The sequence below is a fragment of the Corynebacterium glutamicum ATCC 13032 genome (assembly GCF_000011325.1).
GTDB lineage: Bacteria > Actinomycetota > Actinomycetes > Mycobacteriales > Mycobacteriaceae > Corynebacterium > Corynebacterium glutamicum.
Map to the genome: position 1 here is coordinate 3,014,590 of NC_003450.3, position 15,011 is coordinate 3,029,600.

Annotated in this window: 15 protein-coding genes; 7 read left to right on the forward strand and 8 right to left on the reverse strand. The window is 54.0% G+C overall.

Annotated elements, in window-relative coordinates:
* The first annotated feature begins 27 nt into the window (after window positions 1–27).
* Complete coding sequence (locus tag CGL_RS14085) at window positions 28–1,239, forward strand: MFS transporter (RefSeq protein WP_011015414.1); 1,212 nt, start codon at window positions 28–30, stop codon at window positions 1,237–1,239.
* Here the strand turns inward: CGL_RS14085 and CGL_RS14090 are convergent.
* The gene (locus tag CGL_RS14090; protein WP_011015415.1) at window positions 1,236–2,561 is read right to left on the reverse strand and encodes a M20/M25/M40 family metallo-hydrolase; all 1,326 of its coding nucleotides are present in this window, start codon (window positions 2,559–2,561) and stop codon (window positions 1,236–1,238) included. The genes CGL_RS14085 and CGL_RS14090 overlap by 4 nt on opposite strands.
* A gap of 334 nt (window positions 2,562–2,895) precedes the next feature.
* Here CGL_RS14090 and CGL_RS15845 point away from each other — a divergent pair, with 334 nt between their 5' ends.
* Window positions 2,896–4,635, forward strand: coding sequence for a cytochrome b/b6 domain-containing protein (locus CGL_RS15845; RefSeq protein WP_011015416.1), 1,740 nt, complete (start codon window positions 2,896–2,898; stop codon window positions 4,633–4,635).
* 315 nt (window positions 4,636–4,950) lie between these two features.
* Here CGL_RS15845 and CGL_RS14100 read toward each other — a convergent pair whose 3' ends face one another.
* The 5 genes from CGL_RS14100 to CGL_RS14120 all read right to left on the reverse strand — a co-directional run bounded on the left by CGL_RS14100 (window position 4,951) and on the right by CGL_RS14120 (window position 9,312).
* A complete protein-coding gene (locus tag CGL_RS14100; RefSeq protein ID WP_011266014.1) occupies window positions 4,951–5,979 on the reverse strand; it encodes an ATP-binding cassette domain-containing protein in 1,029 nt (342 codons plus the stop codon).
* Entirely contained in the window at window positions 5,970–6,614 is a 645-nt protein-coding gene (locus tag CGL_RS14105; protein ID WP_011015418.1) for an energy-coupling factor transporter transmembrane component T family protein, read from the reverse strand. The genes CGL_RS14100 and CGL_RS14105 overlap by 10 nt, the downstream gene beginning before the upstream one ends.
* A 2-nt stretch (window positions 6,615–6,616) precedes the next feature.
* Entirely contained in the window at window positions 6,617–7,369 is a 753-nt protein-coding gene (locus tag CGL_RS14110; protein ID WP_011015419.1) for a hypothetical protein, read from the reverse strand.
* A 152-nt stretch (window positions 7,370–7,521) separates the two neighbouring features.
* Window positions 7,522–8,340, reverse strand: coding sequence for an NADPH-dependent oxidoreductase (locus CGL_RS14115; protein WP_011015420.1), 819 nt, complete (start codon window positions 8,338–8,340; stop codon window positions 7,522–7,524).
* Window positions 8,341–8,406: 66 nt separating this feature from the next.
* A complete protein-coding gene (locus tag CGL_RS14120; protein WP_011015421.1) occupies window positions 8,407–9,312 on the reverse strand; it encodes a nucleoside hydrolase in 906 nt (301 codons plus the stop codon).
* 478 nt (window positions 9,313–9,790) lie between these two features.
* Between CGL_RS14120 and CGL_RS14125 the strand changes: the two genes are divergently transcribed.
* The 3 genes from CGL_RS14125 to CGL_RS14135 are packed head-to-tail and all read left to right on the forward strand — an operon-like array spanning window position 9,791 to window position 11,554.
* Window positions 9,791–10,768, forward strand: a complete 978-nt coding sequence (locus CGL_RS14125) for an SPFH domain-containing protein (protein ID WP_011015422.1) — start codon at window positions 9,791–9,793, stop codon at window positions 10,766–10,768.
* A gap of 4 nt (window positions 10,769–10,772) precedes the next feature.
* Window positions 10,773–10,967 (forward strand): hypothetical protein, encoded by a 195-nt coding sequence (locus CGL_RS14130; protein WP_011015423.1) that lies wholly within the window; start codon window positions 10,773–10,775, stop codon window positions 10,965–10,967.
* Window positions 10,964–11,554, forward strand: coding sequence for a DNA-3-methyladenine glycosylase I (locus tag CGL_RS14135; RefSeq protein WP_011015424.1), 591 nt, complete (start codon window positions 10,964–10,966; stop codon window positions 11,552–11,554). The genes CGL_RS14130 and CGL_RS14135 overlap by 4 nt, the downstream gene beginning before the upstream one ends.
* On the opposite strand, the gene CGL_RS14140 is transcribed toward CGL_RS14135, so the two are convergent.
* The gene (locus tag CGL_RS14140) at window positions 11,551–12,711 is read right to left on the reverse strand and encodes a globin domain-containing protein (RefSeq protein ID WP_011015425.1); all 1,161 of its coding nucleotides are present in this window, start codon (window positions 12,709–12,711) and stop codon (window positions 11,551–11,553) included. The genes CGL_RS14135 and CGL_RS14140 overlap by 4 nt on opposite strands.
* A 261-nt stretch (window positions 12,712–12,972) precedes the next feature.
* Here CGL_RS14140 and CGL_RS14145 point away from each other — a divergent pair, with 261 nt between their 5' ends.
* Entirely contained in the window at window positions 12,973–13,578 is a 606-nt protein-coding gene (locus CGL_RS14145; RefSeq protein WP_003853486.1) for a DUF1707 SHOCT-like domain-containing protein, read from the forward strand.
* Window positions 13,579–13,679: 101 nt separating this feature from the next.
* Window positions 13,680–14,306: an NADPH-dependent F420 reductase gene (locus CGL_RS14150; RefSeq protein WP_011015426.1), complete on the forward strand. Its 627-nt coding sequence runs from the start codon at window positions 13,680–13,682 to the stop codon at window positions 14,304–14,306.
* Here CGL_RS14150 and CGL_RS14155 read toward each other — a convergent pair.
* Complete coding sequence (locus tag CGL_RS14155; protein WP_227747698.1) at window positions 14,293–14,877, reverse strand: PRD domain-containing protein; 585 nt, start codon at window positions 14,875–14,877, stop codon at window positions 14,293–14,295. The genes CGL_RS14150 and CGL_RS14155 overlap by 14 nt on opposite strands.
* Window positions 14,878–15,011 lie beyond the last annotated feature (134 nt).

Consider the following 15,011-nt stretch of genomic DNA (forward strand, 5'->3'; position numbering starts at 1 on the left):
TCTGCTCAATAACCTAACCTAAAGTCCATGCACGCCTCGTCGCCCCAACCTCACCCTCAGCGCACCCGTGTTCTCAGCGGCCTGATTTTCGCCCAAATCATGGTTGGTGCATCCAATGGCGTGACGCTATCGATGGGAAGTTTGCTGGCAGCACACTTGGCGGGAGCTTCGTGGGGAGGATCAGCCGCCACATTGACCACGATCGGCGCAGCTATCTTTTCGATTCCCCTTGCCCGCATGGTCTCCACATACGATCGCCGAACTTCACTCAGCACGGGCATGTTGCTTGGTTGCGTGGGCGCACTACTGGCGATCCTCGGCGCACAATTCGGCTTGTTTCCAGTAGTACTTTTGGCATTTTTGTTCCTCGGATCCATGTCGGCGGTTAACCTCCAAGCACGTTTCGCCGCAACCGACGTGGCCAGTGAAGAAACCCGCGGCCGCGACCTCTCGATCGTTGTGTGGTCCACCACCATCGGCGCAATCGCCGGACCAAATTTATTTGAACCAAGCGCCCGATTCAGCGAAACCCTGGGCCTCGAACAACATGCCGGCGCATACCTGCTGTGTTTATTTGGCCAGCTCATCGCCATCGCAGTCTGGCGATTCACCCTCCCCAAAGGCCTCAAACCCGAAGCCACCCCAAATGCACCAACAGAAAAGAAGCGCCTCACCCCGAAAGCCCTCCAAGCCATCACATCGGTTGCAACCGCACACTTCTCCATGGTCGGTCTCATGTCCATGGCCGCCATCCACATGCAAGGCCACGGCGCCAGCCTCACCATCATCGGCTTCACCATCAGTTTGCACGTCGCCGGAATGTACGCACTCTCACCAGTGTTCGGCCTGCTCACAGACAAACTCGGCCGCAATGTCACCATCTATTCCGGCTTCGCCATGCTCGCCACATCCGCAGCATTTCTTATCATTTGGCCCGAACCACAGTGGGCCATGATCACATCCATGATCCTGCTTGGGCTCGGCTGGAACTCTGCCCTCGTCGGTTCTTCAACATTGCTTGTCGACGCCACCCCCATCCACCACCGCACCTACGCCCAGGGGCGCAGCGACCTAACGATGAATCTTGCGGGAGCTTCAGGCGGGTTGATCGCCGGACCGTTAATTGCCATGGGCGGAATGCCCTTGTTGGCAGGCGTCGTTCTTGCAGTTGTGGCGCTTCAAACGGTGCTTAGTTTCAGAACCCGTTCAATTGAAAAGACTCCTGCTTCATGTTTTTAGCCTAGGAATTCACGCACGACGGAGTCATAACCCCGAACAGTCAGTTCAAGATCTTCCAGGTACAGCGCCTCGTCATGGGAGTGAAGTTGCCCCATTGCTTCCGCCAAAGTTCGTTCACGTGCATGAACTGCAAAACCATAACCAACACCGCCTAGTCGACGACCAAAGCGCAGGTCAGAGCCACCAGAGGAAATAATTGGGACCACAGGCGCATCGGGGAAGAAATCACCAAGAACTTTTTCCAAGGTGTTATACAACCTGGAATCAGTTGGGCTCACCGTTGCTTCTTCAGAGATGAGGTGTTCGATTTCTACTTCATCGGCAAGATCGCCCAGAGCAGCACGCAGGGTGTCATCAACATAGTCATTGGTTTGGCCTGGAAGGGTACGGATATCCAGTTCCAAGTACGCATGCGATGGCAATACATTGATGGCTTGACCTGCACGAACCACAGTTTGGGCGATCGTGAGATGAGACACCGCGTGGGCGAAGCGGGAGAGTCCGCCGAACTCTGCGTAGGCCTCAGGGGAGGTCCCGCTAAGAAGCGCCTGCTCCGTTTCTGGGTCGAAACGGTGCGCTTGGACGAAGCCTTGCCAGATATCGTCCTTGGCTACCTTCAGATCGGCGGCAGCGATTCGGCGGGCGACTTCACCGATCTTGACAATAGCGCTGTCACGGTCGAAAGGAATGGAACCATGACCAGCATCGCCATTGACGTGAATACGACGTTGAGCTGCACCTTTTTCTCCAACGTTAATTACTACTGCGTCGCTGCCGTCGTGGACTGGAAGGTGCGATCCACCGGATTCGGAGAGGCAGTTTTTCCAGCTGAAGAGGTTTTGGTGTTCTTCGGAAAGCCACTTCGCTCCGAGTCCGCCGCGGGCTTCCTCATCAGCAACGCCAACGAATGTCAGCGTGCCACGCAGGCCGCCTTCACGGGCTACTTGACGGGTGACGGCCGCTTGGGTTGCGGTAATAAAGAGCATATCGACGGACCCTCTACCCCAAATCTGTCCATCCGAAATCTCCGCACCGAATGGATCTTTAGTCCATTTAGGCAGATCAACAGGCACAACATCAGTATGTCCAAGCAGTGTTAAAGGCTCAGCATCTGGATCGCTGCCTGGAACAGTCACGATAATTGAGGTCCGGCCCGGATGCGGTTCCAGCTTGGTGATTTTAACGTTGGGGGTTCCTTCAAAGAAACGTTCTAGGCTTTCCGCGTTTCTAATTTCCTGACCTGAATCTGGGGTTAGATCATTCACGCAGGCGTTGCGGATAAGTTCCTGAAGGAGGGTGAGGGTTTCGTCGTAAAGCGTCATCTTTTTCTTTCTAATATCGCGTTCATCGCCACTGTATCGAATTTCCGGCTAACTGACGCTGGATTCTGTCTGTTTTCCCTGGAGTTTTAGACCGTATCGTTCAATGCGTATAGACTATGCAGTCTAGTAATGTTTCTTCGAACACGCTAACCATGCACCAGCCCACATGACTTTCCAGCGTGCCCGATTCGAAAGCATCACCCACCCAACACAACGTCACAGTATGAAACAAACCAGCTCACGATATGGAATTTCACCAAATGCGAACTACCCTAAATACCAAAGACAGACAGTGACAGCCCCTTCGAGAATGCAGCAAGAGACGACACCTCCTATGGACGGCACCTCGCCACAGAACAAAATTTCCACCACTCCCCCAGCGCCAGGAAATGCTATTCCTGCACCTGGAGGCGCCATTCCTACACCAGCGAAAACTGAGCAGGACGCAGTACCTCCAACTGTGGCGGCGAAACTACCCGTACCTGGAAGTTCTATTCCAGCACCCGGTAGAGCATTGCCAACTCCAGTGGCTCCGGGAGGTTCCGTCCCAGCTCCGAGAGCGTCCGCACCTGCGGTTCCTAACGTTCCTGCAGCTCCCGGCGCTGCTGTTCCAGCTCCGGGAATCTCGATCCCGGCAGCACCTAGTGCCCCAGGCAGTGCAATTCCAACACCAGGCACAGCAATCCCTGTGCCTGGAAGTGCAACTCCTGTCCCAGCACCTGGGGTTAGTGCACCTGGCGCAAGCGTTCCAAGCATTCCAGTACCAGGATCTGTCACCCCACCTGCACCAGGAATTTCCGCACCTGGCGGTGCACTTCCGACTCCTGGCAGTGCGCCCCCAACACCTGGCGGTGCCCTTCCGACTCCAGGTGAGGCACTTCCCGTTCCCGGAGCACCTGGTGCACCCGGAGCATCCGGAATCCCAAGTCCTGGCCTTCCAACCCCAGGTGTCCCAACTCCCGGAGCTTCCTTACCAGTCCCAGGAGCACCAGACGCACCTGGAACCCCAAGCATTCCCGCAGCTCCCGGCATTCAAGCACCAGGAATTCCAGCAGCACCAGGAGCCCCTGCCCAAGCTGCTGCTCACGCAAAGCCAGTATTCCAAGATGCAGAGAAACGACCTCGCACAGATGAAGCTGGAAATGCGAAGAAGGAACTGCCGCTGAGAGTTCGGTTGGCGCAGCCAATTACACGTAAGCAGTGGGCAATGACTCTTGGTGTCCTGGTTCTCGGAGCAATTGTCGTGGCTGCAATCGCGGTGGTCCTTGCCAAATGGGCGTTTACCACGGAGTGGTTGCAGGACTTCGTCGAGAAGTATCCGGGTAAATATGACAACCCCGAAGGTGCGCCAGTAGGAATTCCAACGTGGCTGAGTTGGCAGCACTTCTTCAACATGTTCTTCATGGTGTTGATTATCAAGACGGGCATTGAGATCAATAGAACCCGCAGGCCAAAGGGTTATTGGACGCCGAAAAAGGGTGGCAAGAAGATCTCCTTGACGTTGTGGATCCACCTGGTTTTGGATTTGTTGTGGATCATCAACGGTGCGGTGTTCATCATTTTGTTGTTCGCGACGGGTCAGTGGATGCGCATTGTTCCAACCAGTTGGGATGTGTTCCCGAACGCGCTGAGTGCTGGTTTGCAGTATGTGTCGTTGGATTGGCCGACTGAGAATGGTTGGGCGAATTACAACAGTTTGCAGGAGCTGACGTACTTCTTCACTGTCTTTATTGCGGCACCGTTGTCGATTGTGTCTGGTTTCCGGATGTCGAGTTACTGGCCTAAGAACAATGCGACGATGAATAAGTTGATCCCCATCGGGTTTGCTCGTGCGCTGCACATGCCAGTGATGGTGTATTACATCGTGTTCATTTGTATCCACGTGTTCTTGGTGTTGGCGACCGGCGCGTTGCGCAATTTCAACCATATGTATGCAGGTCAAGACGTTGTGAACTGGGTTGGTTTTGGTTGGTTCGTGGCGTCGTTGGTGGTGATCATTGGAGCATTTGTGGCATTGCGTCCAACGATTATCGCTCCGGTGGCCAAGCTGTTTGGTCAGGTCACTGCCCGTTAAGCGAGATCCCTTATGGCCCTTCAGATGTAATTCTGAAGGGCCTTTTCTGTTGAGTGCTCATCTAACGGGTCGAAGTCATGAGATGAGCTCTTTGTATAGCTTGGGTGCGTTCAGGCTCTTAGACGCGATTCTGAGAGGTCGCTTCTTTCAGACCCCGAGGTAGATTCCTGACTGCACCAGACCACAGTGCCCACGAAGCCTCGAAACCCAAAACTTGGGCATCTGTGACCGGTATCGAGGGCGATAAAACAAACCACAGTGCCCACGAACTCGGAAAACCCGATCCGTGGGCACTGTGGTTTGGTCCAAAGAAACCTAGAGCCCCATTTCCTTCACTATCGCGTATTCAGCTACCTCTGCCACGAAGGTTTCATCATGGCAGGTCAGGATCAGCGCTCCCCCATTCCCTAAGAAATCCGCAAAGCGCTGGTGGATGGCGTTTCGACCGCCGACATCAAGGCCGACGTCGGGTTCATCAGCAAGCAAAACTTCCGGGTTATTACCCAGGGCTGCGTCGCATTGGGCAAGGCGGAGTTCGCGTTGCGATAAATCCAGCGGATGTTCTTCACTGTTACTGCCTGGCACCCAATTAGCAACAGTGGAGTCAATGACTTGATCGCTAGGGTTTTGCAGCATCAATTCAGTGCCGGGTTCATTGGCAAGACCACGCAGGAGTGTGGACTTCCCTGAACCATTGGGACCCTGCAACCACAGCACTTGACCTGCAGAAACAGTAATATCCAGGGGGCCGATCTGAAACTGTGGTTGGGATTCGTTGAATTGCCACCAGCGTCGGCGTTGTTGTCCGCGGGTTCCTGTAATCGCTGAAAACGTTCGCGATGGACCGGAAAATTCCACCCGCGCAGGCAGGGACAGCTCCTCCAAATCCCCTAAGTACACAGTCGGCGCGTCGAGCCACCGCTTGTGCGCAGCGACGATGACATCGCCCTCATATGATTCCAACATTGTGATGAGTTGGGCTCGCGAGGAGGTATCAAGACCGGAGAGGGGGTCGTCGAGAAGCATCGTTGGCGCCTCTAAGATGGCGACGGTGCCGATCGCCAGCCGCCGTGTTTGCCCGCCGGAAAGTTGCGCGGGTGCGCGGTCTAGCAGATTCTCGAGGCCGAGCCCGATGTTTCGGACGCGCTCCCACATCTGCGCGGGTACGATGCCGCGTTGTTCCAGCCCAAAGGCCAGCTCCTCGGCGACTGTCGCGCGCAGGTAGGTGATATGCGCGCGCGGGTCGGCGGTCAGCATCACCGCTCCGGGCGTTTCCCGGTAGCGTTTTTCCAATTCCCGCGTGAGCCCGGAGCCGGACGGTCCGACGATTTGAGTTAGAGCCACCACGCCATCCCGACTGCCAAAAGCGGCAACAACCAGCGACAATGCTTTTCGACGCGCCCCTCCACCACCTCAACCAACACCGTACGCGGCCCCGGCCTGTCCAGGCCTGCGACCTCCAAGGGAATCGCTCGCGCGGCACCTGCACTAAGTAAATGTGTAATCAGGGGCAAACCCACATATTTCACCGCGCGCACGGGACCTTTAACGCTGCGCCCGCGCAAAGCATTGGCATCACGAACCAACGCCAAGGTCTGTTTACCCTGCGGAATCATCTGCAATGCAGAACCCACGATATACGCCAGCTTGGGCCAACGATATAGGGATTTCACCAGCTCAGGAATAGTAATCGCTGTTGCTGCAAGGAGGAAAATAGACATCAACGCACTAAAACGAGCCGTCAAGGTAAGAGCAATCAACCAGCCGTCGGAAGAATACGGCATGTGAATCAGCGCCATCGAGGCCAATGCAGGAACCGATAACAATGCTGTTGAAGCCAACACAGATACATTGCGCACCCGAATCATCGCCACGACCTGCGCGATGATGATCACTGCGATGCTTAAACCAAGCTTATTAACGCCCAGCACCACGATCCACATGCTGAATGCGCCAATGATCCATGTCAAAGGATTCATGTTTAAGCGACGTCCTCCGGAACCCGCTGCGGAACCAATGCCCTAGTGGTGCGCTTGGGTAGCGACTTGACCACCACAAACACAATGAGCATAACAATGGCCTTATCCAAAGGATCGGAAATAAACGACTGCCAGGTTACCGATGCGAGCAAAGAGTTACCCATTTCGCGGAAGAGGCTAACCACCGCACCAGTTCCCACACCGGCGGTTCCGCCATAAACAAACGCCGCAACCGGGGCAGCGACAGCACCCGTGATCAAACCAATGACCGCACCAGAGATGATGGTGGCGAAGATATTCTTAAACGCACCCTTTTTAATCACCACACCGGTCAACCAACCAGTCAGCGCGGAACCTGCAGCAAACGGCAAAGCCAGCGGATTGAACAACGCCCACACCACAGAACTTAAAGCACCTGTTGCCAAACCAGCACTAGGACCAGCAAGAGCTGCGACCAGCACTGTGCCCACCGCATCTAAATACAGCGGAATGACAAAAGAACCAGTGACTTGGCCTAACAAAATATTGAGCACCAAAGCCACAGGAATGATCGCAATGGTCCTGGCTGGAAGCGTAGGCAGCACACCAACCAACAACGCGATCGTGCCGGCAACATAGCCCACCAACGTGATCAACGCTTCCGTGGAACCACCCACTGATTCCCAATCGGTAGGCCTGACCAAGACCAAATACAGCCAGGTAGCAGCGATGAGTAGGCCACCAAACGCGACCGAAATTTTAGATGAGCGTGACATAGTAATCCCCATGCAGATCGTCGAATGCAAAAACAAGCCAGCAGTATGTCACCTCGTGCTGGCGGAAACGATTTGAAAGTATATCGGACTAACGGAAAATTCTTTGCATGCAGAGAAACCTTGAGGGGAGGGAGGCGTCGATAAGCATGCTTTTATCTCAGCCCAAACCCGGCGCGCTCAAACACGCGCCTAAGGAACTGCCTGTTGGTTTTTGTAATGCTTTTCGACGCCGCCCTATGCGCCGTCTGCTTCGACCAGAGCTGGTGCTGGCCGTAGCGAGAATAGTAAGTGTCGAGGGCGCGGTCGTAGGAATCGATAAGTTCGAGGTTTTTCTCGGTGTAGGTATCCCAGTGAACAATGGCTTCTTGTGGCAGGCGAGGTTTAATTCCGGCAGGTTCAGACGGATCCGCATGCCCAATTTCCAAGCCCACGACAGGCACGATCTCAGGTGGAAGGCCAAGCAATTTCTGCACGGCTTCCGCATCGTTGCGCACCGAACCCAAATAGAGCGTTCCCAATCCAAGTGACTCCGCAGCAATTGCAGCGTTTTGAGCTGCGATTCCGGCGTCGAGGAACCCCAACGCGGCCTCATCGAGATAATCAAGAGCCCCTGTTGGGAGATCTTCTCTGGCTGCCACCGCACTGATTCGGGAATAATCAATCAACCAAATCAGCACCGCGGGAACCTGCTCAAGGTGCGGAAACATCTGGCGAGTGATCCCCGCGAGGCCTTTCCTCAGCTCAGGATCTTTAACCACGATGACAGAAATGACCTGCTTATTGGAAGAGGTTCCAGCCGATTGTGCGGCGGAAATAATGGTGCGGATGGTGTCATCATCAACCGGTTTATCCAACCACCTGCGAACTGATCGATGCTGGTGAATGACATCAAGCGTCTCATTCCACTGCGGTGGCGTCCAGGTTGCAGGTTGTCCGTAGCGGGCGGCTAAAAGTTCTCCTGGTGACGGCATGGGCTTCTTTCTCTCGCTGTTGTCTGCCAGATTAAGCGAGTTGCCCTGCATCAGCACCGGATTATTTCATTCCACTGCTCTTAGAAGTTCCGCGTGGGCGGCCTCAATGTCTGCGGTTTCCACAAGAAATGCGTTAGCTGGCTTGCCCCAATGTCCGCGAATATCTGCAACAGTGGTGCCACGCATCAAGGGCGAATCAGCCTCCACGTCCACGGTTACTTCACGGCCTGAAAATGGGATTTTATCCAAGGCAATCATGCAGGTCAGCAGGTCATGAATTTGAGCAAGGTAACCTTCGCCCTGCACTTCGTGAAATTCAAAGTAAAAGCGCAGCATCTCAGGTAAATGCTCTGCGATGGGTTGGCTGCCAAGCGTGTTGATAAGTGTAGAAAGGATGTCCGGGTTCAGCGTAAACTGCTCGGTCACGCCCAAGGAACACACCGTAATGGGCTTTTGGGCTGCCGCGAATGCTTCTTTAGCTCCGTGTGGATCAACCCAGGTATTCCATTCTGCCGTTGGAGTGGTGTTGCCTGGATAAAGGTAGGTGCCACCCATCAGCGTGACGTTTTCCACTGGCCCGAATTCCGCAAGGTTGGTGGCGGGCCCGGTGACAATCAGCTTAGTTTCTGGGTTACTGAGGTGTTCTTTCCACAGCTGCTTCCAGTCACCTTCTGGAATTTCGACGTGACCTGGGTTTATATAACCAAGGCCATGGTCGCCGTGTGTTTCTGGAGTAGTCACTAGCGGCACGTGCTTTGGTTCAGGTTGTCCTGCGAGGACCGGGATGTCCGCTAATCCACACTGATCCAACACCCACCTGGTATTGATGGCGGTTTGTTTCACATCAACATTTCCTGCGGTGGTCGTTGCTCCAAAAAGTTGGATTTCACCACGTTTATGCAAAGCAACCAGGTAGATCAGGGCGAGGGCGTCGTCGATGCCGGTGTCGCAGTCGATGAGAACAGGAATCATGTCTCACGAGCTTAGTGTTTTCTGGTTTTGGGGTTGGGTTCTAGTTGGGGTCTAGTGCTGGATAGGCTCCTCTGGCAGGCTTGCTGCCATAGAGGACTAATAGGGGAAAGGATGTGCGAAAATACACCACAAATTCCTGGCGGGTTACAGTTTGTGGTGGATCCTTGCGTCCCAGAGTCGGTTTAATGCAAAAATCAGTTCGATCAACTGGTTGGACCTCACGGATGTGGTGAGAATTTGATCAGCAACCTTTCAGGTTTCACTCCTGCCCCACTAGTCACAAAATGGACACTCTCCAGATTTGCCCCTAAGCACTCAAATCAACCCCGCCCACACTTGAGAACATTCCGGAAATCTAACCCTTTAAACCGCCTCCCACCCTCCCGAAATTAGAAATCCCCTTTTAATGTGATATCACTTTCTGTTAAACTGATATCACATTCTTTTTCAGCACCCCAGACTTAAAAGGAGCACCACCATGAGCACCATAGAAGAGCGCACTCCTGGAGCTGTCGCCACAGAACCAGTGGGACACGAAGGCGCACGCGTCAGCATTAATGAGAAGAACGTGTGGTCTTTGGGCGCAGGTCCAGCAGCTTTCGCACTGCTCGCAATGATTGTGCTCATGATTGCCAGTGGAGTTTTCTTCGCTCAATCCATCAACACTTTAGAAAACGATGGCGGTGGAACACTTGCGGTTACGGGACTGATTGCCAGCATCGTCGTTTTCACTGTTGCATTGGTGGTCACCATAACTTCGGTGAAGGTGGTCAGCCCTGGACATACTCTGACTGTGCAGTTCTTTGGACGATACATCGGAACCCTGCGTCGAACTGGGTTGTCTTTCGTTCCCCCACTGTCTGTGACGAAGAAAGTGTCCGTGAGGGTCCGAAACTTTGAAACCAACGAAGCCAAAGTTAATGACTACAACGGCAACCCCATCAACATTGCAGCGATCATCGTGTGGCAGGTAGCCGATACTGCACAGGCTAGCTTCTCTGTGGAGGATTTCGAAGAGTTCCTGCACCAGCAGGCCGAGTCCGCACTGCGTCACGTGGCAACCCAGCACCCCTATGATTCCCCAGTTGATGGTCGTGTTTCCTTGCGTGGCGCTACCGATGAGGTCAGTGAAGAACTCGCAGATGAGGTGGCACAACGAGCAGCTGTTGCAGGTCTTGAAATCGTCGAAGCCCGCATCTCTTCCTTGAGCTACGCACCGGAAATTGCCCAGGCGATGCTGCAGCGCCAGCAGGCTTCCGCGATTGTTGATGCCCGCGAAAAGATCGTCGAGGGCGCTGTCACCATGGTGGAAACCGCACTTGACCAGCTTGAGCAACGTGAAATTGTGGATTTGGATCCAGAGCGACGCGCCGCGATGGTTTCCAACCTGTTGGTTGTGTTGTGTTCCGACACCAATGCTCAGCCAATCGTCAACGCCGGTAGCCTCTACCAATAAGACAATGGCCCGCAAACAGGTGCCACTGCGCCTTGATCCGGCAGTCTACGACGCAATCGCGAAGTGGGCTGCCGATGAAGCTCGCAGCACTAATGCACAAATTGAAATGATGCTCAGGGAACAATTGCGCAAGGCTGGTCGGTTGCCTAAAAATATTGGGGATATCCCGAGACCCGGCCGCCCCAAGGAGAATCCATGAGTTCATTAATCGTTGGCACGGACGGCCTCAGTCGCCCGAGTTGGGCTGCGCAAGATCCCCTGATGCGCGATTATTACGACACCGAGTGGGGAATGCCGATTCGCGATGAACAGGGATTATTCGAAAGAGTTAGTCTGGAAGCTTTTCAATCCGGGCTGTCCTGGGCGACGATTTTGCGCAAGCGCGATAGTTTCCGCGCAGCTTTCTCTCAGTTTGATCCGGAATTAGTCGCAAAATTCACCGATGCTGACATCGAACGCCTCATGGAGGACGCCGGCATCGTGCGCAACAAACGTAAAATTTTGGCCACCATTAACAACGCCAAAGCCACCCTTCAATTGCGTGAGAAGGGTGGCTTGGTGGAATTTGTATGGGGTTTCAAACCGATTGATACCCCACAGCCGGAGACCCTGGAGGAGATTCCGACGCAGTCGCCGGAGTCAGTTGCACTGTCTAAGGCGCTGAAGAAGGAAGGTTTTTCCTTCGTTGGTCCCACGACGATGTTTGCCCTTATGGAAGCCATAGGAATCGTCGACACCCATTTGGTGGGCAGCCATCGCCGCGGAAGTTCTGGGGTGTGGGCTTAGGAAATCAGCCAGTCGTTTGGTGCGAAGAGCTCGAAGTTTACGTCGCGAGGCTGCTCATCGAGCGCCTCGATCTGCTCACGCACGTTCTTCAAGAATTCCACGCCACCGCACAGGTACACGGACGCACCTGATGGAATGCGGCCAGCGACCTCGAGCCACTGGTCGTTGTCGCGGTAGAAGATTTCAAACGCAGCCTTAGGGAGCTTTTCGACGAGCCCCTGCACTTCCTCCACCTGCGCGTAGGTGGACTCGGCCTGGTCAGCATGCAAAACCACAACGTCACGTTCAGGGTTCATACCTGCGAGCATGCCCACCATTGGGGTGGAGCCGATGCCCTGGGAAATCAGCACAACTGGATTGGTGTCCTTGTTAAGAACCAGGTCGCCGGCCGCGATGGTGGCTTCAATCTTGTCACCAACGGATACGCGATCACGCAGGAATCCAGAAACCTCGCCGTTATCCTCAACCGCAATGCGGTACTCGGTGTCGGAGCCGCCGAGCAAGCTGTACTGGCGCAGCTGGCGGGCGCCGTCGTCAAGCACTACTCCGATGGAGGTGTACTGACCTGGCTCTGGGGCAACCAGCTCACCTGCCAGGGTGTATTCCCAGACGGTTGCGCTGAGCTGCTTCTTCGCGGTCACGGTGACTTCGCGGAAGACGTCGCCAGGCTCCAGATCGTTGGAAGCATAAAGGTTGTTCTCAAAACCGATCAGCACATTTGCCATGATCCAGTAGACAGCATCCCAGGCTTCAGCGACAGGTGCGGTGACAGTTTCCGCTCCCAAAACCTCAACGATTGCGGCGAACAGGTGCTCGTGAACAATGTCGTACTGATCAGCAGTAATGCCGAGGGACACGTGCTTGTGGCCAATGCGGGACAGCAGCTGAACTGGGTCAGGAGCATCAGGAGTAACGAGCATGGTGGCAAACGTTGCAATCGAAGCCGCCAGCGCCTTCTGCTGATCGCCTTGCTTCTGATTGCCACGGTTGAAGGTGTTAGCGATCAATTCTGGGTGAGCCGCAAACATCTTGTTGTAGAAAACCGGCGTGATCTCATTAATCTTGCCGCCCACGAGAGGAAGCGTTGCTTTGATCACCTCTGCGTGTTCTGCCGAGAGTGCGCTGCGATCAGTAATGGGCTGGGTGGAAACGATCAAGGGGTTTTCGCCTTTCCATGCTTCATGGGCTAATTTCTACGGATTTAATCTAATTAAATAAATCCCAGGATCCAAGCAATTTGGCCTTAATATGATGGCAATCACTAATTGGAAAAATGTTTAAACGGGCATTAAAAACGGATTCAACCGGGTTTAATGCCGTTTTATCGCTATTTAATACAGGCCTACCCCCACTACCCCCATTCAGTTCAGGGAATCCCCGGATTTAAAACAATTAAAAACCCTCTAGAATGAGACATTATGGGCGAACAATTTCCAGGCGATAAAAACATCCGAGTCAGCGACACCGAAAGATCAGCAGCACTAGCAGCACTCGGCCAGTTCTACGCAGAAGGTCGCCTCTCCCTAGAAGAAACCGACGACCGCTGCGAAGCCGTCGCCGACGCCAAAACCCGCGGCGACCTCAACGCCATCTTCTACGATCTGCCCAACCAACAAATCGCAGTCGTCGACCGCTCCGAACAAACCTACACAGCCACCGAAGTTGCCGAACTCCACCGCAAAGGCGCACGCCCACGCGCCGGAATCCTCGGACTCACCACAGTTTTAGCCATCACCGGTACCGCTGCTTTCGCCAGCACCACAGCTTTTGCAACAGTACTTTTAGCCCTGATTCCGATCGTGTTCATCATGCTGTACGTGATGAAAATTGGTCCTGAATCCTGGCACGCACCAACACCTCGCCAACTTCAGCGAAAGCGCATGATCGAACTGCGTGAAAAGGAAAAACTCCGCGACATGGAGCTCAAAGCCCAGCGCAAGGAACGCACCCACGCATTAACCAACCGCGCGTTGGATGCTGCTGAAACTGCTTTCAACACCAAGCCCTGGAAGAAGAACAAATAGGGCTTTTGAAGTGTGTCGCGTGTGCGGACTGAAATAGTTTCCGCTTCAACTTGGTTGCTAAGGATAGGCTCCATAAAAATAACCAAAGGCGGAAAATTTCAATGTCACACACTAAGCCATCCATTGCCATCCTCGGTGCTGGCCGAGTGGGTTCTTCACTTGCCAGGTCAGCGGTCGCCGCAGGCTATGAGGTAAAGGTTGCTGGTTCAGGTGCTGTGGACAAAATCGCTCTTACCGCTGAGATCCTTATGCCCGGCGCGGTTCCAAGCACTGCTGACCAGGCTGTAAAGGATGCAGATATTGTGTTCTTGGCTGTTCCCCTGCATAAATTCCGCAGTGTCAATCCAGCCACTTTAGAGGGCAAGATCGTTATTGACACGATGAACCACTGGGTTCCGGTCAATGGTGAGTTGGAGGAAATTGATCAGGATCCGCGCAGCACTTCGGAGATTATTGCGGAGTTTTTCGCGGGATCAACCATGGTGAAGTCTTTTAACCACATTGGTTATCACGAGATTGAGCAGGATGCGGGTACCGGGCGTGCGATTGCGTATGCCACGGATGATGTGGATGCAGGTGCCCAGGTTGCACAGCTAATTAAGAGTTTTGGGTTTGTTCCTTTAAATATTGGCGCATTGGAAAACGGCCGTATTCTGGAACCTGGCCAAGAAGCTTTCGGCGCGCACCTTAATAAAGATTCGCGCCTAGAACTTGTTAATCAGCGGTAGTACCTCGATCTTCAGCCAACCTCGCGACATGGAGCGCGAGGTAGGTTTGCTCGTCGGAGGAAAGTTCGGCACCCAATCGAAGGCTGAGGATTTGGCTGAGTCTTTCCGCACATGCCACCGAATCCGGGTGGGAAATTTCTAGGCTGTTGCGCAGCACGGACATGCCGTCGTTGAGTTGTCCGTCGTGGTGAACGCGAACAAAGAAGTAGCGCATGTGGGTGATAAACCGTGCGGCGTTGACGGATTGTCGGTCAAGGGTGATGCCAAACGAGGAATCGATTACCTCAAAGAGCTGCTCGAAAACGCCAGTCATCACGTAGGTTTCTGCGAGGTCTTCCGTGCGGAAACCAGCATTAACCAGGTGTAATGAGATGGCTACAACTTCCGCTGGTGGCAGCGGAGGGATCCCTTTTTCAGCAAGCCAATTGTTGGTGCGTTCCAGGATCTCCGTTGCAAGACGAGTTTCCTCAGGATACAAATGATGCACTTCTGCGCTTAATGGGTTGGGGTTGGACGTCAGCTCGGGTTCCAACTCATTACGTTTCACCGCCATTTGAAGGTGATCCGCCAACGCCACCACCGTGGTACTTCCGCCAGCAAGCTGACCGTATGATCAGCGTCGCGGTTATTTTCTGGCACAAACACCTGCGCCACTTTGGACTAATCAATATCTTCACCTGGTTTTTTCTGGAAACCCACACCTCA